This is a genomic window from Kaistia soli DSM 19436, assembly GCF_900129325.1.
GTDB lineage: Bacteria > Pseudomonadota > Alphaproteobacteria > Rhizobiales > Kaistiaceae > Kaistia > Kaistia soli.
Window position 1 is genome coordinate 156,699 of the sequence record NZ_FQUP01000002.1, and the last position, 18,473, is coordinate 175,171.

At 64.9% G+C, this 18,473-nt stretch carries 17 protein-coding genes; 3 read left to right on the forward strand and 14 right to left on the reverse strand.

Features of this window, described 5'->3' with window-relative positions:
* Positions 1-34: 34 nt before the first annotated feature.
* A complete protein-coding gene (ilvD, locus tag BUB39_RS10190; RefSeq protein WP_073053043.1) occupies positions 35-1,885 on the reverse strand; it encodes a dihydroxy-acid dehydratase in 1,851 nt (616 codons plus the stop codon).
* Between the two features lie 264 nt (positions 1,886-2,149).
* Here ilvD and BUB39_RS10195 point away from each other — a divergent pair, with 264 nt between their 5' ends.
* On the forward strand, positions 2,150-3,193 hold the full coding sequence (locus BUB39_RS10195) for a TerC family protein (RefSeq protein WP_073053044.1): 1,044 nt from the start codon (positions 2,150-2,152) through the stop codon (positions 3,191-3,193).
* Here the strand turns inward: BUB39_RS10195 and BUB39_RS10200 are convergent.
* The 10 genes from BUB39_RS10200 to BUB39_RS10245 form a co-directional block, all read right to left on the reverse strand.
* On the reverse strand, positions 3,180-4,592 hold the full coding sequence (locus BUB39_RS10200; protein ID WP_073053045.1) for a glycosyltransferase family 4 protein: 1,413 nt from the start codon (positions 4,590-4,592) through the stop codon (positions 3,180-3,182). The genes BUB39_RS10195 and BUB39_RS10200 overlap by 14 nt on opposite strands.
* A 102-nt stretch (positions 4,593-4,694) precedes the next feature.
* Entirely contained in the window at positions 4,695-5,864 is a 1,170-nt protein-coding gene (locus BUB39_RS10205; RefSeq protein WP_073053046.1) for a M20 aminoacylase family protein, read from the reverse strand.
* 80 nt (positions 5,865-5,944) lie between these two features.
* Positions 5,945-6,571: an urease accessory protein UreG gene (gene ureG, locus BUB39_RS10210; protein WP_073053047.1), complete on the reverse strand. Its 627-nt coding sequence runs from the start codon at positions 6,569-6,571 to the stop codon at positions 5,945-5,947.
* Positions 6,568-7,281 (reverse strand): urease accessory protein UreF, encoded by a 714-nt coding sequence (locus BUB39_RS10215; protein WP_175561822.1) that lies wholly within the window; start codon positions 7,279-7,281, stop codon positions 6,568-6,570. The genes ureG and BUB39_RS10215 overlap by 4 nt, the downstream gene beginning before the upstream one ends.
* Entirely contained in the window at positions 7,278-7,898 is a 621-nt protein-coding gene (gene ureE, locus BUB39_RS10220; RefSeq protein WP_073053048.1) for an urease accessory protein UreE, read from the reverse strand. The genes BUB39_RS10215 and ureE overlap by 4 nt, the downstream gene beginning before the upstream one ends.
* Before the next feature lie 58 nt (positions 7,899-7,956).
* A complete protein-coding gene (gene ureC / locus BUB39_RS10225) occupies positions 7,957-9,669 on the reverse strand; it encodes an urease subunit alpha (protein WP_073053049.1) in 1,713 nt (570 codons plus the stop codon).
* Between the two features lie 12 nt (positions 9,670-9,681).
* Entirely contained in the window at positions 9,682-9,990 is a 309-nt protein-coding gene (locus tag BUB39_RS10230; protein WP_073053050.1) for an urease subunit beta, read from the reverse strand.
* 17 nt (positions 9,991-10,007) lie between these two features.
* Entirely contained in the window at positions 10,008-10,277 is a 270-nt protein-coding gene (locus BUB39_RS10235; RefSeq protein ID WP_073053051.1) for a DUF1272 domain-containing protein, read from the reverse strand.
* A 9-nt stretch (positions 10,278-10,286) separates the two neighbouring features.
* Positions 10,287-10,589 carry an urease subunit gamma gene (locus tag BUB39_RS10240; protein ID WP_073053052.1) on the reverse strand — a complete coding sequence of 101 codons (303 nt, stop codon included), beginning with the start codon at positions 10,587-10,589 and terminating at the stop codon, positions 10,287-10,289.
* A 30-nt stretch (positions 10,590-10,619) separates the two neighbouring features.
* A complete protein-coding gene (locus BUB39_RS10245; RefSeq protein WP_084527223.1) occupies positions 10,620-11,492 on the reverse strand; it encodes an urease accessory protein UreD in 873 nt (290 codons plus the stop codon).
* Positions 11,493-11,723: 231 nt separating this feature from the next.
* Here BUB39_RS10245 and BUB39_RS10250 point away from each other — a divergent pair, with 231 nt between their 5' ends.
* Positions 11,724-13,037: a D-alanyl-D-alanine carboxypeptidase family protein gene (locus BUB39_RS10250; protein ID WP_073053053.1), complete on the forward strand. Its 1,314-nt coding sequence runs from the start codon at positions 11,724-11,726 to the stop codon at positions 13,035-13,037.
* A complete protein-coding gene (locus BUB39_RS10255; protein WP_073053054.1) occupies positions 13,034-14,155 on the forward strand; it encodes a CobW family GTP-binding protein in 1,122 nt (373 codons plus the stop codon). The genes BUB39_RS10250 and BUB39_RS10255 overlap by 4 nt, the downstream gene beginning before the upstream one ends.
* 26 nt (positions 14,156-14,181) lie before the next feature.
* On the opposite strand, the gene BUB39_RS10260 is transcribed toward BUB39_RS10255, so the two are convergent.
* From BUB39_RS10260 to acnA, 3 genes are all read right to left on the reverse strand, one after another.
* Entirely contained in the window at positions 14,182-14,844 is a 663-nt protein-coding gene (locus BUB39_RS10260; protein ID WP_073053055.1) for an HAD family hydrolase, read from the reverse strand.
* Between the two features lie 35 nt (positions 14,845-14,879).
* Positions 14,880-15,644 carry a DUF1223 domain-containing protein gene (locus BUB39_RS10265; RefSeq protein ID WP_073053056.1) on the reverse strand — a complete coding sequence of 255 codons (765 nt, stop codon included), beginning with the start codon at positions 15,642-15,644 and terminating at the stop codon, positions 14,880-14,882.
* Positions 15,645-15,778: 134 nt separating this feature from the next.
* On the reverse strand, positions 15,779-18,472 hold the full coding sequence (gene acnA, locus BUB39_RS10270; protein ID WP_073054129.1) for an aconitate hydratase AcnA: 2,694 nt from the start codon (positions 18,470-18,472) through the stop codon (positions 15,779-15,781).
* Position 18,473 lies beyond the last annotated feature (1 nt).

The following is an 18,473-nucleotide window of genomic DNA, read 5'->3' on the forward strand; positions in this document are numbered from 1 at the left end:
ACAATCCCGCCGTCGCTGGTGACAATTCCCGCTGCTACTCGACCTGCGTCACGTCGCGGACGGCGCCGCGGTCAGCGCTCGTGGCCATCGCGGCATAGGCGCGGAGCGCCGGGGTGACATTGCGCTTGCGCGGTGCCGACGGCTTCCACCCTGCCTTGCCCTTGGCGTTCATCGCCGCACGGCGCGCCTCAAGCTCGGCATCGGAGATGACGATCCGGATCGTGCGGTTGGGGATATCGATCTCGATGGTGTCGCCGGGCTCGACCAGCGCGATGGCGCCACCAGATGCTGCTTCCGGCGCTGCATGGCCGATGGAAAGCCCCGACGTGCCGCCGGAGAAGCGGCCATCGGTGATCAGCGCGCAGGCCTTGCCGAGCCCGCGCGACTTCAGATAGCTCGTCGGATAGAGCATCTCCTGCATGCCGGGTCCGCCCTTCGGGCCTTCGTAGCGGATGACGACGACGTCGCCTTCCTTGACCTTCTTGTTCAGGATGCCGTGCACGGCGTCGTCCTGGCTCTCGAAGATCACGGCGGGGCCAGTGAATTTGAGGATCGATTCGTCGACGCCGGCCGTCTTCACGATGGCGCCGTTCGGCGCGAGATTGCCCTTCAGCACCGCCAGGCCCCCATCCTTGGAGAAGGCGTTCTCGACATCGCGGATCGCGCCGGTCTCGCGATCGAGGTCGAGCTCGTCCCAGCGCGAGGACTGGCTGAACGCGACCTGCGTCGGCACACCACCGGGCGCCGCTCGGAAGAATTCACGCACGCTCTCGCTGTTGGTCTGGCGGATGTCCCAGCGCTGGATCGCCTCGCCGAGCGTCCGTGCGTGCACGGTCGGGAGGTCCGTATTGAGGAGCCCGGCGCGGGCCAGCTCTCCAAGGATCGCCATGATACCGCCGGCGCGGTGAACGTCCTCCATATGGACGTCCTGCTTCGCCGGGGCGACCTTGGAGATGACGGGCACGCGACGCGAGAGACGGTCGATATCGTCGAGCGTGAAGTCGATCTCGGCCTCATGCGCCGCCGCCAGGATGTGCAGGACCGTGTTGGTCGAGCCGCCCATGGCGATATCGAGCGCCATGGCATTCTCGAAGGCGCCGAAGGAAGCGACCTGACGCGGCAGAACGCTCTCGTCGTCCTGCTCATAGTAGCGGCGAGTGATGTCGACGATGAGGTGCCCCGCCTCGACGAACAGGCGCCTGCGATCCGAGTGGGTGGCCAGCGTCGAGCCGTTGCCGGGCAGCGACAGGCCGAGCGCCTCGGTCAGGCAGTTCATCGAATTCGCGGTGAACATGCCCGAGCAGGAGCCGCAGGTCGGGCAGGCCGCGCGCTCGATCGTCGCGACATCCTCGTCCGAGGTGCGCTCGTCGGCCGCCGCGACCATGGCGTCGACAAGATCGAGCGCCACCTTCTTGCCGTGCATGACGACCTTGCCGGCCTCCATCGGACCGCCTGAGACGAACACCGCGGGGATGTTGAGGCGCAGCGCCGCCATCAGCATGCCGGGCGTGATCTTGTCGCAGTTGGAGATGCAGACCATCGCGTCGGCGCAATGGGCGTTGACCATGTATTCGACGCTGTCGGCGATGATCTCGCGCGAAGGCAGCGAATAGAGCATGCCGTCATGGCCCATCGCGATGCCGTCATCGACGGCGATCGTGTTGAACTCCTTGGCGACACCGCCGGCCTGCTCGATCTCGCGCGCCACGAGCTGGCCGAGATCCTTCAGATGGACATGGCCTGGCACGAACTGCGTGAACGAATTCACCACCGCAATGATCGGCTTGCCGAAATCGCCGTCCTTCATGCCCGTCGCGCGCCAGAGGCCGCGGGCGCCGGCCATGTTGCGGCCATGGGTGGTCGTGCGGGAGCGATAGGCAGGCATGGTATAACCTCGCATCAGTGGCGATCGTGCCATCAGGAGACGGCTCCGCGCGCTTCGGAAGCGTGCGGTGGTGGGTAGATAGTCTCGTTGCACCAGAATCCGAAGGGTGTCGAGTTTTTTTGCCGGTCGCCCGCCCTTGAAACCACGGTTGCGACCTCTTAGCTCCCACTTCACGAGCGGGGTCCGGGCCCCTCTGGCGGTGCGTCGCCCACCGCGATGTCGGACCCTTGAAGCCCATCGGCACGGCGACGATTGCTCGTACCCATGGAAATCGCCTCCGTTCTACCGGAATTCCTGTTCGTGGATTTCCTCGGCCAGCCTGTCGCAGTCTGGCTTGGATTCGTCGTCATCATCGTCGCGCTGCTCGCCTTCGATCTCGGCTTCGCCAATAAGGGCGATCATGAGATCGGCATTCGCCGCAGCCTTGTGTTCTCCGCGCTCTACATCGCTGTCGCGCTCGCCTTCGGCGCATGGGTCTGGTGGCAGATCGGCGCCGATTCCGGCATGGATTATCTGACCGGCTTCGTCGTCGAGAAGAGCCTTGCCCTCGACAACATCTTCGTCATCTCGCTGATCTTCACCGCCTTCGCGGTTCCGCGCGCCTATCAGCATCGCGTGCTCTTCTGGGGCATTGTCGGCGTGGTGATCCTGCGCGCGATCATGATCGGCCTCGGCGCGGCGCTGATCAGCCAGTTCGGCTGGATCCTCTATCTCTTCGGCGCCTTCCTGATCCTGACCGGCATCAAGATGCTGATGGCCGGCGATGAAGAGCCGGATATCGAGAAGAACCGCATCGTCCGCCTGGTGCGAAAGTTCATCCCCGTGACCCGCGAGCTGCATGGCAGCCGCTTCTTCGTTCGCGTGCCGCATGGGCCCTCGGGCAAGCTGACGCGGATGGCGACACCGCTCTTCCTCGCGCTGATCACCATCGAGATCATCGATATCGTCTTCGCGGTCGACAGCGTGCCGGCGGTCTTCGCGATCACCACCGATCCGTTCATCGTCTATACGAGCAACATCTTCGCGATCCTCGGTCTTCGCGCGCTTTATTTCGCGCTGGCTGCAGCCGTGCATCGCTTCCACTATTTGAAATACGCGCTCGCCCTCGTCCTGATCGTCGTCGGGGCCAAGATCTTCTGGTCGCATCTCATCGGACCGGTGGATTCGCTCGTTTCGCTTGGTCTGACGGTCGGCCTCCTTGCCGGCGGCGTGATCGTTTCGCTCTGGCGCACCCGCAACGAACCTCTGGAGACCGCTCTGCCGAAGAGCGAACTGGTCGCGATTCCGCCGCAGATCAGATCGCCGTGACGCGGCCGAGCGCGGTCATGATGTCGTCGGCGACCATGTCCCAGGTCCGCAGCCGGTCGCGCCTGATGCGCTGCTCGAATGAGGCCCGATAGGGTTCATCACTGATCATCCGCAGGATGCCATCGAGCATGTCCTGCGGATCATGCGGATCGACATAGGCCACCATGTCGCCGCCGACTTCCGGCATCGAACTGGTGAAGGAGCTGACGACCGTCTTGCCGAACCAGAGACTCTCGCCGATCGGCAATCCCCAGCCCTCATAGACCGAGACGCAAACCGAGAAGAGGCAGCTTTTGTAGAGATATGCGAGGTCGGCATCCGACGGGCGTTCAACGATAGCGATCATCCCGTCGCAGCAGCCCGAGCCGCGCATCAGGTCGTCGAAGTCCTCTTTCTGACTGCCGCTTTTGCCGGCGAGGATGAGGCGCGGGGCTCCGAAGCCGAGCCGCTTGTGGATCTCCATCCAGACGCGCGCCAACGCATAGACATTCTTCCGCGATTCGATCGTCCCGACGCAAAGGACGAAGGGGAACCGCGACGCATTGAGCGTCCGCGCGTGAACCTCTTCCGGGACGTCGCGCTTGGACAGGAACACCACCTCCGGTTTCGAAAGCGCCGTCCCCCGGTCCGGCTTCGGAGGCCGGGACGGGAATTCATGGGCCAGCGGAATGACGTGGCAGGGCCTTCTGGCAGCGCCGGACTTGTCGATGAAGGCAATCAGGTCGCGGCGCGTCGCCTCGGAATTGGCGAGATAGACGTCGACGATCCCCGACATGGTCTGGAGCCAGTCGAAGAACTTCCTCGGCACATAGTCGCCGACATGCTCGGGCGTCGCCAGCGGGATCAGATCGTGAATGAACTGGACGACACCGACGCCGTCCGCCCGCAAGCCCTCGAGACGCTCAATATAGGCTGTCATTCCCCACGTGGCGCCGGGAATGAAGATCGTATCGCCGGCCCGTGGCCCCGCCTCGACCCGCCCGGGAAGGGGAAGCGCCCCCGTCAGCCGCCAGCTGATGCGTCGCTGGCGAAACCGGCTGCCGCCTGAAAGGAGATTGAGCGCGATGTTGCGGACACGGTGCACCCGCCGCAGGCCAGAGGACCTGTAGCGTCGCCTGAGATAGTCGTTCAGATCGACCGAACCGTCAGAGCCGGAAACACCGAAATAGCGGCAGAACTCGCGATGATCGAAGCGGTAAGCCCCGCTGAAGAAGTCGATGTCATGATACGATAAGTCCCCCGTCCTCGGGTCAAACCGTATTAATTTGACGTTGCGCGCCGAAATGCTGTTGGCATAGCGGCGAATGACTTCGATACTGACCCTCTGGATTCCGGAGAGGCTCGAGTTATCTCGGGCATAGTCGACGAGGTCGCTGACGTCGATGAAGAGTCTAGGCATAATTCAAGCTTACCGATCTCGATAAGCCGATTGATCATAGAATCACTCTAAATTGAAGGGGCGATGCCGAGTCAGAGCGCCGCAGCCTCGACGCGGATGCGGCTATCCGCTTGCCAGCGCTGTCTCGACCAGCTTGGCGAGGTAGGACGCGCCGACCGGCAGGGCCTCATCGTTGAAGTCATAATCGGAATTATGCAGGCCAGCGCTGTCGCCATTGCCCATGAAGATGAACGCGCCGGGCCGTGCCTCCAGCATGTAGGAGAAGTCCTCGCCACCCATCATCGGCGCCACGGCCGTATCGACATGGGACGGGCCCGCGATCGCGCTGGCGACGCCTGCGGCGAAATCGGTCTGGGCAACGTGATTGACCGTCACAGGGTAATTTCGGTTGTACTCGACCTCGATCCGCGCGCCGGAGGCAAGCGCGATGCCGGCTGCAATCGTGCGGATGCGTGCTTCGGCAAGGTCGCGCATCTCCGGCATCAGCGTCCGCACAGTCCCGACCAGCCGGGCGTTGCCGGGGATGATGTTGTGCGCCTGTCCGGCATGGAACTGCGTGACCGACACGACCGTCGCCTCCAGCGGATCGACCGAGCGCGACACGATCGTCTGCAGCGCCGTAACCAACTGCGCCCCGGTTACGATCGGATCAACAGTCACATGCGGCTTCGCAGCATGGCCACCAACCCCGACAATCTCGATATTGAATTCGTCCGTCGCCGCCATGATCGGGCCGGGGCGGATCGCGAAGCTCCCGACCGGGATGCCCGGCATGTTGTGCAGTCCATAGACCTCGTCAATGGCGAAGCGGTCCATCAGGCCGTCCTCGACCATGGCGCGGCCGCCGCCGCCGCCCTCCTCCGCAGGCTGGAAGATGACGACCGCAGTGCCTTCGAAGTTGCGTGTTTCGGCCAGATAGCGCGCCGCGCCGAGCAGCATCGCCGTATGCCCGTCATGACCGCAGGCATGCATCTTGCCGGGCACTGACGAGGCATAGTCCTTGCCGGTCGTCTCGAGGATCGGCAAGGCGTCCATATCGGCGCGCAGCCCGATCGTCCGTCCGCTGGCGCTGTTGCGGCCGCGGATCACGCCGACAACGCCTGTGCGGCCAAGGCCTGTCACGACTTCGTCGACGCCGAATGCCTTGAGGAGACCCGCGACCGTCGCCGCCGTGCGGTGCACGTCATAGAGCAGCTCGGGATGGCGGTGGAAATCGTGCCGCCAGGCGACGATGTCGTTCTGGAACTCGGCCAGACGGTTGATGATCGGCATTTCGCACTCCGCGGGCGGCGTCAAAGGTCAACTCTAGCTGCACTGCAGCAGAAAATCACGCCGTCACCGCGCCCTCCGCGTCAGGCGGCGGCCTTCAAACCGCCCGCGGCCTCGATGAAGGCGACGACGTCATCGACATTGTGGCCGGAGCGGACATTGGTAAAGACGAAGGGACGATGACCCCGCATCTTCTTCGAATCGCTGTCCATCACCTCCAGCGAGGCCCCGACCATCGGCGCGAGGTCGATCTTGTTGATGACGAGCAGGTCCGAGCGGGTAATGCCCGGTCCTCCCTTGCGCGGAATCTTGTCGCCGGCCGAGACGTCGATGACATAGATCGTGATGTCGGCGAGTTCCGGCGAGAAGGTCGCCGCGAGATTGTCACCGCCGGATTCGATCAGAATGACGTCGAGCGCCGGAAAGCGACGGTTGAGATCGGCAACCGCCGCGAGATTGATCGAGGCGTCCTCGCGGATCGCCGTATGGGGGCAGCCGCCTGTCTCGACGCCGAGGATACGGTCAGCTGTCAGGGCTCCCGAGCGGGTCAGGAACTCCGCGTCTTCCTTGGTGTAAATGTCGTTGGTGATCGCGGCGATGTCGTAGCGGTCGCGCAGTTTCTTGCAGAGCGCGTCCATCAGCGCGGTCTTGCCGGAGCCGACAGGGCCGCCGACACCGACGCGTAGTGGGCCGTTAGGGGAGCGGGTCATGAGCGGAACAGCCTCGTATATTGAGTTTCGTGTTTCATGCTGGCGATATCGGCTCGGAAGGCCGCGCCCCCGAGCGCTTCGAGCGGCAGTCCCTCGACGCTGTCGACGACGCGCGCGACCACGGGCCCGAGCCTTGCAATGATCTTCTGGCCGTCGGTCTGGCCAAGCGGCACCGCGCGCAGCCCTGCCGAGATGATATTGGCCGCGAAGGCGTGCAGATAGGCATGGACCGCCGGCCGGCGCGGCACACCATGCGCGGCAGCGGTGACCGCAACGGCCACCGCATAGGCCGGTCCTTCGGTCCCATCGATGATCGCGGCCGCGCGCTCCAGCACGGGGTTCGGCCAGGCCGCACGCACCGCGATGAGAAAGGCGCGCCCCTGCGCCAGCGCCTCGAGCCGGCGCTCGGCGCCCGGCTGGAAGGCCGCGGCGAGATCGACGATGTCGCGCAGCGCCGCCGCATCATCGATCGCCGCCGCTGCATGGGCGAAGAGGATCGCGTCGGTCCGGCCGGCGCCATGCATCAGGATGTCGCCGACCCAGGCCTCGAGACTTGGCGCGTCGGTGACCGTTCCGTCCTCGATTGCCCATTCGAGGCCATGGCTGTAGCTGAACGCCCCGACGGGAAAGGACGGCGACAGCCAGGCGAGCAGCCGATGCAGCGCATGCGGATCGACCGCATCGCCGAGAACGGGATCATGGAAGGTCACGACCGGCCCCGGTGCCCACCGCCATGCTCATGGCCATGATGACCGTGGTCATGATGGTCGTGGCCGTGGGAATGATCATGAGCATGCCCGTGATGACCATGGTCGTGATCCGCCCGCTTCGGCGCTGGGTGGTCATGGTCATGGTCGTGATCGTCGGCCGGGCTGTGATCGTGGCCATGCACTCGGCCATGGCCATAGGCGCCGCCCTCGGGATTGAACGCTGCTTCGACCGGGGCGACGACGGCGCCGAGCCCTTCCAGCATCGCCTCGATGACGTGGTCGCGGCGGATGCGCAGGCGGTCGCCAAGCAGTTCCGTCGGCAGGTGCCGGTTGCCGAGATGCCAGGCGATGCGCACCAGATGAGCGGGATCGCGCGCCGTGACCTCCGCCAGCGTCTCCGGTGCTGCTTCGACCGCGATGATCCGTCCGTCCTCGAGCATCAGCCCGTCACCATGGCGCAGCGCCACGGCTCCGGGCAGATCGAGCAGGAAAGCGCTCCCGCCCTTGGCGGACATCGCAACCCGCCGCCGATGCCGCGCGTCGAAATCAAGCACAACGGTATCGGACGCGGCTTTCGACCACAGGCCGGCGGGATAGACGGAAATGGCGCGGATCATCGTCAACTCTTTCCGGCCGCCGGCTCTGCGCCGAGGCGGCCTTGGCTATAGCCCCGAGCTAGAACAGGAAATAGCGCTGGGCCATCGGCAGCACGTCGGCGGGCTCGCAGATCAGCAGCTCGCCATCCGCGCGCACTTCATAGGTCTCGGGATCGACCTCGACATGCGGCATGGCATTGTTATGGATCATCGACGCCTTGCTGATGCCGCCACGCGTGTTTTCGACCGCGACCAGTTCCTTGGCGACGCCGAGCTTTCCAGAAAGGCCGTTCTCCGTTGCCACCTTGGAGACGAATGTCACAGACGAGTTGGTCAGCGCCTTGCCGAACGCGCCGAACATCGGCCGATAATGGACCGGCTGCGGCGTCGGGATCGAGGCGTTGGGATCGCCCATGGGCGCCGCCGCGATCATGCCGCCCACCAGCACCATATCCGGCTTCACGGCGAAGAAGGCCGGCGACCACAGCACGAGATCGGCGCGTTTGCCGACCTCGATCGAGCCGACATGGAGCGAGAGCCCCTGCGCGATGGCCGGGTTGATCGTGTATTTCGCGATGTAGCGCTTGGCGCGAGCATTGTCGTTGTCGCCCGTCTCGCCCGGAAGGCGGCCACGCTGCAGCTTCATCTTGTGCGCGGTCTGCCAGGTGCGCATCGGCACCTCGCCGACCCGGCCCATCGCCTGGCTGTCCGACGACATGATCGAGAACGCGCCGAGATCGTGCAAGATATCCTCTGCCGCGATCGTCTCCTTGCGGATGCGGCTCTCGGCGAAGGCGACATCCTCTGGGATCGACGGATCGAGGTGGTGGCAGACCATGAGCATGTCGAGATGCTCTTCGAGCGTGTTGCGCGTATAGGGCCGCGTCGGATTGGTCGATGACGGGATGACGTTCGGCAGCGACACCACGCGGATGATGTCCGGCGCGTGACCGCCACCGGCACCCTCTGTGTGGAAGGCGTGGATCGTCCGGCCTTTGAAAGCCGCGATCGTGTCCTCGACGAAGCCCGACTCATTGAGCGTGTCGGTGTGGATCATCACCTGGACGTCGTGCTCGTCGGCGACGGACAGGCAGCAGTCGATCGCCGCCGGCGTCGTGCCCCAGTCCTCGTGCAGCTTCAGGCAGGACGCGCCGGCCTCGATCATCTCGACCAGCGCCTCAGGCCGCGACGCGTTGCCCTTGCCGGAGATCGCGATATTGACCGGGAAGGCATCCATCGCCTGGATCATGCGGGCGATGTGCCAAGGACCCGGCGTACAGGTGGTCGCGAGCGTGCCATGCGCCGGCCCTGTACCCCCGCCGACCATGGTGGTGACGCCGGACATCAGCGCCTCCTCGATCTGCTGCGGGCAGATGAAGTGAATGTGCGAATCAATGCCGCCGGCCGTCAGGATCTTGCCCTCGGCGGCGATCACTTCCGTGCCGGGGCCGATGATGATGTCGACGCCGCTCTGCACATCCGGATTGCCGGACTTGCCGATCGCGACGATCCGGCCGTCCTTCAGCGCGACATCGGCCTTGATGATCCCCCAATGGTCGAGAATCACCGCATTGGTGATGACGGTGTCGACGGCGCCGCCGGCCCGCGTCACCTGGCTCTGGCCCATGCCGTCGCGGATGACCTTGCCGCCGCCGAACTTCACTTCCTCGCCATAGGTGGTGAGGTCGCGCTCGATCTCGATGATGAGATCGGTATCAGCGAGACGGACCTTGTCGCCCACCGTCGGCCCGAACATGTGGGCATAGGCGTGGCGGGAAATCTTGGCAGCCATGTCCGTCTCCTGTCAGGCGAGCGTGCCCATGATCTTCTGCTGAAAGCCGTAAACGGTGCGGGAGCCGCCATAGGGCACGAGCGTGACGGTGCGGCCCTGGCCGGGCTCGAAGCGCACAGCGGTACCGGCGGCGATATCGAGCCTCATGCCGCGCGCCTTGTCGCGATCGAAGCTGAGCGCGGCGTTGGTCTCGTAGAAATGATAGTGGCTGCCGACCTGGATCGGACGGTCGCCGGTGTTGGCGACTTCAAGCGTCACGGTCGGCTGGCCGACATTCAGTTCGATGTCGCCATGGCCAGTGATGATCTCGCCTGGAATCATGGGGTCCCCTCGCCGGTTCAGGCGCCAGCGGCAAGCATGCCGCGGCGCTCAAGACATGGTTGTTCGTCCCTGACGACGCGGCGCGTCGAGGGCGGGTTGGCGACGAGTTTGCCCGCCGGCCGGACTGGCCGCGCCGTCAGGCCGCCGCCGCAGTTCGGGCAGACGCCGCCATAGACGGAAGCAGCGCAGTCCGGGCAGAAGGTGCATTCGAAGCTGCAGATCATCGCATCGACCGCCGGCGGCAGGTCGCGGTCACAGCATTCGCAATTGGGGCGAAGCTCCAGCATGGGTGCCCCCTAGCGGATCGGCTGGTGCACGGTGACGAGCTTGGTGCCGTCCGGGAACGTCGCTTCGACCTGCACGTCGTGGATCATCTCGGCGATGCCGTCCATGACCTGCGCGCGGGTCACGACATGCGCCCCGGCCTCCATGAGATCGGCGACTGTCCGGCCATCGCGCGCGCCCTCAACGACATAGTCGGTGATGAGAGCAATGGCTTCCGGATGGTTGAGCTTGACGCCCCGCTCCAGCCGCTTGCGGGCGACGATCGCCGCCATGGCAACCAGCAGCTTGTCCTTCTCGCGCGGTGTCAGATTCATTGCTTCAGACCCTGTTCGTCCGTTCGTGCATCAGCATGACCACACGCGCGGCATCGGCCGCCCGCGCAAGGTCAAGATCACGCTTTCGACGTCGTGCCGCAAGGCCTGTCCGTTCGCAGCCAGAAACCGGACGGTCAGGACATCGCCGAAGGTGCTGGCGCTGGCCTCGCCTTTGCAGTCCTCCAGCCGTGCACGCACGGCACCAAGCCGCGCCGCGGCATCCGGGGCCACCATGACGAGGCTCGCCACGGCGACGCCGCCTTTGGCCGTCGCGCCGCGCTTCAGCAGCGCCTCCGCATCGCCGTCGACAACGATGCCGTCGGCGTAGATCAGCCGGCCGCCGCGACGGACGCGCCAGCGGTCGGCAAGCGAAACCGTGGTCAGGTTCTCACCCATGGCGGTTCGGCCGAAGACATAGGCCTCCAGCATCAGCGCCGTCGCATCCTCGGCCAGTTCGACCTCGAGGCTGCGCGTGATCGCCGAGCGATCGAACAGGATCGTCTCCTGTGGCAGCCAGTCGACATGGCCGCCAGTTGCGACGGCAATCCGGTTCTCGACCCGCGCCGGCACTGCCCCGGCGGAGCGGCGATAGATGCGTTCGGCGGCCTGGGTCGTCACGGTCATGGAGACGCCGGCGCCCACATCGGCCTCATAGACGAGATGGTCTCCGCCCGTGATGCCACCCGCCGTGTTGAGCAGAACCGCATCCGGGGGTAATCCGGGCTCGCCGCGCGGCAGGCGGACCTTGCAGCAGCCCTCCTGGATGAATTCCGTCAGCCGTGTCGCATCGCCATCGCGGCGAAAGCCGACGCGCGCCCTGCCCCGCGACCGCTGCATCCGCGCCGCGTCTGACGGCTTGGAGGCATCGGGGCTATGCGGCACGATCACTGCGAGATCTGGCATGAAGGCACGGTCTGATCCGCTTCCAATCACACGACAAACATTGTGGCGCAACGCGCGGCGCGCGCCATGGGAGGGTGAGAATTCCATGCCGCCGAGCACGGCGCAAGGCGCCTGAATCCCCAATTCCTGCCTCGACTTTTGCAAAGAGGCGTCGCTTTGGGCTATGAAAGGCGCGGTTCGCCGCCGACAGACCCATCCCTTTTCGCTCGCAACGACCAGGATCTACCCGTGATGCGTTCGCTCGCCCGCCTCATCGTCGCGCTCATGCTGCTCTTCCCGGGTGCGATGGCCGCCTTCGCGGTCGAGACGCCGTATATTGTCGTCGACATGGCGAGCGGCCGGGTCCTTTCGCAGCGCAACCCGCACCAGATGTGGTACCCCGCATCGGTCACCAAGCTCATGAACGCCTATGTCGTCTTCAAGGCGCTGCGGGCCGGCGAAGTCTCGCTTGCAACCCGCGTGATCGTTTCGAAGAACGCGCTGGCGGAGCCGCCGAGCAAGATGGGCTTCAAGGTCGGCACCGCGATCGATCTCGACAACGCCATGAAGATGATGCTTGTCCACTCCTCGAACGACATCGCCGTCGCGGTCGCGGAGACGGTTGGCGGCAACGAGGCGGCGTTTGTCGCGCGCATGAATGCCGAGGCGGCGCAGCTCGGCATGAGTTCGACGCATTTCGTCAATCCGAACGGCCTGCCCGGTCCCGGCCAATATACAACCGCGCGCGACCTCGCAGTGCTCGCCCGCACCATCTGGACCGAATTTCCCGAATGGCGGCCGATCTTCTCGATCACGGCGATCCAGTCGGGCAAGCGCGTGCTCAAATCCGCCAACAACCTCCTCGATCGCTATCCCGGAACGGTTGGCATGAAGACCGGCTTCATCTGCTCATCCGGCTTCAATGTCGTCGCAGCCGCGCAGCGCGGCGGCACGACAATGCTCGCCGTGGTGCTCGGCATGGACAATGCCAAGGATCGCGCCGAGCTGGCCGCACGGCTGATGAATGACGGCTTCGAGGGTCGCTCGAAGCCGGGGCCGGCGCTTGCAGGCTTCCGTGGGAACTCGCCGTTACCCTACGCGATCGACATGCGCGACGAGATCTGCAAGCGGAAAGATCGCGGCGAACACGAAGTCGACGCCGAGGCGGCCCAGATCAGCTCGCTGGTGCCGAAGTTCAAGGTGATGGATCCCGTCCCGGTTACGACGCTCGGCCTCATGACGGCGGACGGAACCATCAAGGCGGTTTCGACGGATCCCGATCCGGCCGCGCCTGCCGTCAAGAAGAAGGCGGCGGACAAGAAATCGGCCAAGAAGACCGCGAAGAAGGCGGCCAAGGCACCGGTCACGGCAACCGGCGACAGCGAACTGCCGGCCGATGCTGCCAACGCCTCGGCCGCGACGCCCGACGCCATACCGGCGAGCGACGTGCCGACGACCAAGAAGGCTACCAAGAAGAAGGCCGCGGCCCCGACCAAGCTCGAGATCGGCGTCCCCTTCGATTCGACCGACATCGCGCCGCTGCCGGATCAGGGCGAACTGCATTGAAGCCGCCCGTCCCGCTCACGGTGCTGACCGGCTTCCTCGGCGCCGGCAAGACGACATTGCTGAACCGCCTGCTTCAGGATCCAGCGCTCGCCGGAACGGCCGTCATCATCAACGAATTCGGCGATGTGGGCCTCGATCACCTTCTGGTTGGCGAGTCCGAGGACGGCATCATCGAACTGTCGTCGGGCTGCCTCTGCTGCACGATCCGCGGCCAGCTGGCAACGACGCTGGAGGCGCTGCTGCGTGCGCTCGACAACAAGCGCATCGCGCGGCTCGATCGCGTCGTCATCGAAACGACCGGCCTCGCCGACCCGGCGCCCGTGCTGCAGAGCGTGCTGCTCCATCCCTATTTGTCGCTGCGCTACCGTCTCGACGGTGTCGTCACGGTGGTCGATGCGGTCAACGCCATGAAGACGATCGCTGCCCATGACGAGGCGGCGCGTCAGATCGCAGTTGCCGACCGAATCGTGTTGACCAAGACCGATCTGCCGGCGGCCGATCCGGCGGTAAACGACGCCATCCGCGCGCTGAACCCCTCGGCGCCAATCCTCGCTGCCGTCGGAGATGCACCCACGGCCGCACAGCTCTTCGACAGCCAGCCCTTCGCCATCGCCGGCAAGATCGCGGCCGTCGAAGACTGGCTTGCGGCCGAGGCGCATGATCATCACGCGCACGATCATGATCACGCCCACGGCCATGATCACGGCGCACGACACGATGTCAGCCGTCATGACGCCCGCATCCGGACGTTCACGGCGATCCGGACCACGCCGATCGGACGTGCCAGCCTCGAAAGTTTTCTCGAACGGCTCGCCCGCAATCACAGCAGCCATCTGCTGCGGGTGAAGGGGCTTGTCCAGACCGTCGATGATCGCGATCGGCCGCTGGTGGTCCAGGCGGCGCAGACGGTGTTCCATCCGCCCGAACGTCTCCCCGCTTGGCCGAGCGAGGACCATCGCTCGCGCCTCGTCCTGATCGTCATCGATCTGCCGGAGGAAGCTGAAGCGGCGATCGTCGCCTCCTTCTCCAGCCTTCCCTCGATCGATCACGCCGACGCCGAGACGCTGGCCGACAATCCGCTGGCGATCGCCGGATTTTCGGGGCGGTTCGCGCGCTAGCGTCCACGGACTGATTGCGGCCGCCTTCAGTCCGCCATCGGCCCGCCGAGCTGCAGATGCTGCAGGCGGGGATGGTGGCTGATATCCGCCGGTGATCGGAAGATCGTGCCATCCCACCCGGCGTTCCGGGCTGAGGCCACGATTTCCGGCTGGTCATCGAAAAAGAGCGGGCGCCTTGCCGCATCGATGCCGAGTTTCTGGTTGATCGCCTCGAAAAAGCGAACATCTTTCTTCGGATAGCCGAGCGCGGCGCTGTAGAACATGCCGTCGAAATGCCTGGAAAGGCCGAGCTCGTTCCAGAGATAGGCCGCGCGGTGATGCTCCTGGCCCGTCGCCATGTAGAGCTGCACATCGCCGCTCTGCTTCAAGGCTGTCACCAGACGCAGGACTTCGTCGTTGAGGTTCGAATCCTTTTCAAACCAGTAGCCCATGAAGTCCTCCACCCGGCCGTGATAGCCGACCTCAGGCAGGACTTCCGCCAGAGCGTCCGCGAGGTCGCGGCGACCGATGACGCACTGGTGCATGAGGGATTCGGATCGCTGTCCGGCCGAGCCGAAAAAGCGGGACTGAAAGGCTGCTCGGTCGACGCCGAGATCCACGGTCAGCGTCGCATCCCACGGTTTTCGCAGGGCGAGATCGGCGTGCCACCCGTCAATCAGGACGCCATCGACGTCGAAGAAGATCAGCATGGGCTGCAAGGGGCTCCGGCTCCAAAAGGCCAAGCCTACCAGCCGCCGGTGGCCTTTTCGACATGCGCGGCGCCAATGATCTGGCCCGGCGCGTCGTCAGCGCCCGTCTCCTGCAGCAGGATAGCGCAGCCGTCCGTGCCGCTCTCGCGATATTCCGCCATCGGCAGGTCGACCTTGACCGGCTCGCCGCGCCATACGGCAATAGGGCGCAGCCTGCGGACGACATTGTAGTAGCTGAGCGTGCGATTGCGGTTCTCGCCGCGCGCGATCGGCACTTTGACGTGGCGCTCGTAAAGCGCGAGCCACAGCGTCGCCTTGCGTGGGCCATCGCGGTCTGCCGCTCCGACCGACACGCGGATCGCGTCGCCCATCATGCCGACCTTGATCGGCACCGAGGGCGCAGGACCCGCAGCGATGGCCGTTTCAATCGCCTTTTCGTCGCTGCCGACGATATGAACACGGCCATTGACGACCATTTGCGGCGTGTAGACCTGCCTGTCGCCACGGGCGGCAGCATAGGCCTTCTGGCGGCTGGTAAACTCGTGCTCGGCGAGCGTGTCCTTCCAGCCCTGATAGTCCCAATAGTCGACCGAGAACGACAGCGCGACGATATCGGGCCGCTTGGCGAAGGACTCCAGCGCCTCGTCGGCCGGCGGGCAGGAGGCGCAGCCTTGGCTGGTGAACAGCTCCAGCACGGCCTTCACCTGCTCGTCGCCATCCCCCTCATCGGCAGCGCCGGCCGCGCCAGCGATGAAGCCGGAGCAGATCAGGATCGCCGCGATGGACGGAAGGCGGGACATGCGTTGAAAAATGCGCTTTCGAGGGGGACCGCCAGTTGCGGCTCAGGTCACTCAGATACGACCGCACCCGCTCGCGAACCAGTCAATTCAAGGTGACCGGCGCCACAGCGCCGGTCACGATCGCGCCTGAAGGCTCAGGCGACGAGGTTGCGCAGCACATATTGCAGGATGCCGCCATTCTTGAAGTAATCGAGCTCGTCGAGCGTATCGATGCGGCAGAGCAGCGGCACGACCTTGGTGGTGCCGTCGGCGAAGGTGATCTCCGCATCCAGCATCTGGCGCGGCTTCAGATCGCCGGCAATGCCCCGGATCGTCACCGTCTCGTCGCCCTTGAGGCCGAGCGTCAGCCAGGAGACGCCTTCCTCGAAGACGAGCGGCACGATTCCCATGCCGACGAGGTTCGAGCGGTGGATGCGCTCGAAGGACTGCGCGATGACGGCGCGGATGCCGAGCAGCTTCGTTCCCTTGGCCGCCCAGTCACGCGAGGAGCCGGTGCCATATTCACGGCCCGCGAACACGACGAGCGGAACGCCCTCGGCCTTGTATTTCATCGCCGCATCGAAGATCGGCATTTCAACGCCGTCGGGCCAATGGCGGGTGAAGCCACCTTCCTTGCCGCCCAGCATCTGGTTCTTGATGCGGATATTGGCGAAGGTGCCGCGCATCATCACCTCGTGATTGCCGCGCCGCGTGCCGTACTGGTTGAAGTCGACCGGACGGACCTGATGGTCGCGCAGATAGACGCCCGCCGGGCTCGCTTCCTTGATCGAACCGGCCGGCGAAATGTGGTCGGTGGTGATCGAATCGAGGAAGAGCCCCATCACGCGCGCATTGATGACATCCGAGATCGGCTCGGGCTCCATCTTCATGCCCTCGAAATAAGGCGGGTTCTGCACATAGGTCGAGCCATTGTCCCAGGCATAGGTCTCGCCCTTCGGCGCCTGGATCTTCTGCCAGTTCGCATCGCCCTTGAAGACGTCGGCATATTTCGCCTTGAACATCGCCTGCGTGATGTTGGCGGCGATGAATTCGGCGATTTCCTTCGAGGATGGCCAGATGTCGCGGAGATAGACCGGCTGACCGTCCTTGTCCGTGCCAAGCGGCTCGGTGGTGAGGTCCACCTGCAGCGATCCGGCCAGCGCATAGGCGACGACCAGCGGCGGCGAGGCGAGATAGTTCGCCTTCACGTCCGGATTGACGCGGCCTTCGAAATTGCGGTTGCCGGAAAGAACGGCGGCAGCGACGAGGTCGTGCTCATTGATGGTGCGGGAGATATCTTCCGGCAGCGGGCCGGAATTGCCGATGCAGGTCGTGCAGCCAAAGCCAACAATGTTGAAGCCGAGCGCGTCCAGGTCCTTCTGCAGGCCCGACTTGCCGAGATATTCGGCGACGACCTGGCTTCCCGGCGCCAGCGACGTCTTGACCCACGGCTTGGAGCTCAGGCCCTTGGCCAGCGCATTGCGGGCGAGCAGGCCGGCGCCGATCAGCACCGAGGGATTGGACGTGTTGGTGCAGGAGGTGATGGCCGCGATCGTCACGGCGCCGTGGCCGAGATCGTAGTCATGGCCGGCAACGGCGGCGCGCTTGCCGGCCTCTCCCGGCTTCTTGAACTCACCTTCGAGCGCTGCAAGGAAGCCGCTCTTCGCATCGGTCAGCACGACGCGGTCCTGCGGACGCTTCGGACCAGCCAGCGACGGCAGGACGGTGCCGATATCGAGTTCGAGCACATCGGTAAACACGGGATCGGCGGTTGAGGCATCGTGCCAGAGGCCCTGCGCCTTCGAATAGGCCTCGACGAGCGCGATGCGCTCCGCCTGGCGGCCTGTCTCGTCCAGATAGTCGATCGTCTCGGCGTCAACCGGGAAGAAGCCGCAGGTGGCGCCATATTCCGGCGCCATATTGGCGATCGTCGCGCGATCGGCAAGCGTCAGATGGCTGATGCCTTCGCCATAGAACTCGACGAACTTGCCGACGACGCCCTTCTTGCGCAGCATCTGCGTCACGGTGAGCACGAGATCGGTTGCTGTGATGCCTTCGCGCAGCGCACCGGTCAGGCGGAAGCCGACCACCTCCGGCACGAGCATCGAGATCGGCTGGCCAAGCATGGCCGCCTCGGCCTCGATGCCGCCGACGCCCCAGCCAAGCACGCCGAGGCCGTTGACCATCGTGGTGTGGCTGTCCGTCCCGACCAGCGTGTCGGGATAGGCGATCTCGTCGCCGGTCGCCTCGTCCTTCCGCGTCCAGACGGTCTGGGCGAGATATTCGAGATTGACCTGATGGCAAATGCCGGTGCCCGGCGGCACGACACGGAAATTCGAGAAGGCCGACTGGCCCCATTTCAGGAAGCGGTAGCGCTCCTGGTTCTGCTCATATTCGCGATCGACATTCTGCTTGAGCGCGGTCGAATTGCCGAAGAAGTCGACGACGACTGAGTGGTCGATGACGAGATCGACCGGCACCAGCGGATTGATCTTTTCCGGATTGCCGCCGAGCGCCTTCATCGCGTCGCGCATGGCGGCGAGATCGACGACGGCCGGAACGCCGGTGAAATCCTGCATCAGCACGCGGGCCGGGCGGAAGGCGATCTCGCGGTCGCTCTTCTTGGTCTTCAGCCATTCGGCGATGGCGCGGATATCATCGGCGCTGACCGTGCGGCCATCCTCGTTGCGGAGGAGATTTTCGAGCAGCACCTTCAGAGAGAAGGGAAGGCTGGAGATCCCGGGGAGCCCGTTCTTCTCTGCATCCGGCAGGCTGAAATAGACATAGGACTGTCCGCCGACCTGAAGGGTCTTGCGGGATTTGAAGCTGTCGGGATGCGGGGTGCTCACG

What these genes read in the sequence shown, in the direction of transcription:
- ilvD (WP_073053043.1), bottom strand. Translation starts at nt 1,885, where the DNA reads ATGCCTGCCTATCGCTCCCGCACGACCACCCATGGCCGCAACATGGCC.
- BUB39_RS10195 (WP_073053044.1), top strand. Translation starts at nt 2,150, where the DNA reads ATGGAAATCGCCTCCGTTCTACCGGAATTCCTGTTCGTGGATTTCCTC.
- BUB39_RS10200 (WP_073053045.1), bottom strand. Translation starts at nt 4,592, where the DNA reads ATGCCTAGACTCTTCATCGACGTCAGCGACCTCGTCGACTATGCCCGA.
- BUB39_RS10205 (WP_073053046.1), bottom strand. Translation starts at nt 5,864, where the DNA reads ATGCCGATCATCAACCGTCTGGCCGAGTTCCAGAACGACATCGTCGCC.
- ureG (WP_073053047.1), bottom strand. Translation starts at nt 6,571, where the DNA reads ATGACCCGCTCCCCTAACGGCCCACTACGCGTCGGTGTCGGCGGCCCT.
- ureE (WP_073053048.1), bottom strand. Translation starts at nt 7,898, where the DNA reads ATGATCCGCGCCATTTCCGTCTATCCCGCCGGCCTGTGGTCGAAAGCC.
- ureC (WP_073053049.1), bottom strand. Translation starts at nt 9,669, where the DNA reads ATGGCTGCCAAGATTTCCCGCCACGCCTATGCCCACATGTTCGGGCCG.
- BUB39_RS10230 (WP_073053050.1), bottom strand. Translation starts at nt 9,990, where the DNA reads ATGATTCCAGGCGAGATCATCACTGGCCATGGCGACATCGAACTGAAT.
- BUB39_RS10235 (WP_073053051.1), bottom strand. Translation starts at nt 10,277, where the DNA reads ATGCTGGAGCTTCGCCCCAATTGCGAATGCTGTGACCGCGACCTGCCG.
- BUB39_RS10240 (WP_073053052.1), bottom strand. Translation starts at nt 10,589, where the DNA reads ATGAATCTGACACCGCGCGAGAAGGACAAGCTGCTGGTTGCCATGGCG.
- BUB39_RS10245 (WP_084527223.1), bottom strand. Translation starts at nt 11,492, where the DNA reads ATGCCAGATCTCGCAGTGATCGTGCCGCATAGCCCCGATGCCTCCAAG.
- BUB39_RS10250 (WP_073053053.1), top strand. Translation starts at nt 11,724, where the DNA reads ATGCGTTCGCTCGCCCGCCTCATCGTCGCGCTCATGCTGCTCTTCCCG.
- BUB39_RS10260 (WP_073053055.1), bottom strand. Translation starts at nt 14,844, where the DNA reads ATGCTGATCTTCTTCGACGTCGATGGCGTCCTGATTGACGGGTGGCAC.
- BUB39_RS10265 (WP_073053056.1), bottom strand. Translation starts at nt 15,644, where the DNA reads ATGTCCCGCCTTCCGTCCATCGCGGCGATCCTGATCTGCTCCGGCTTC.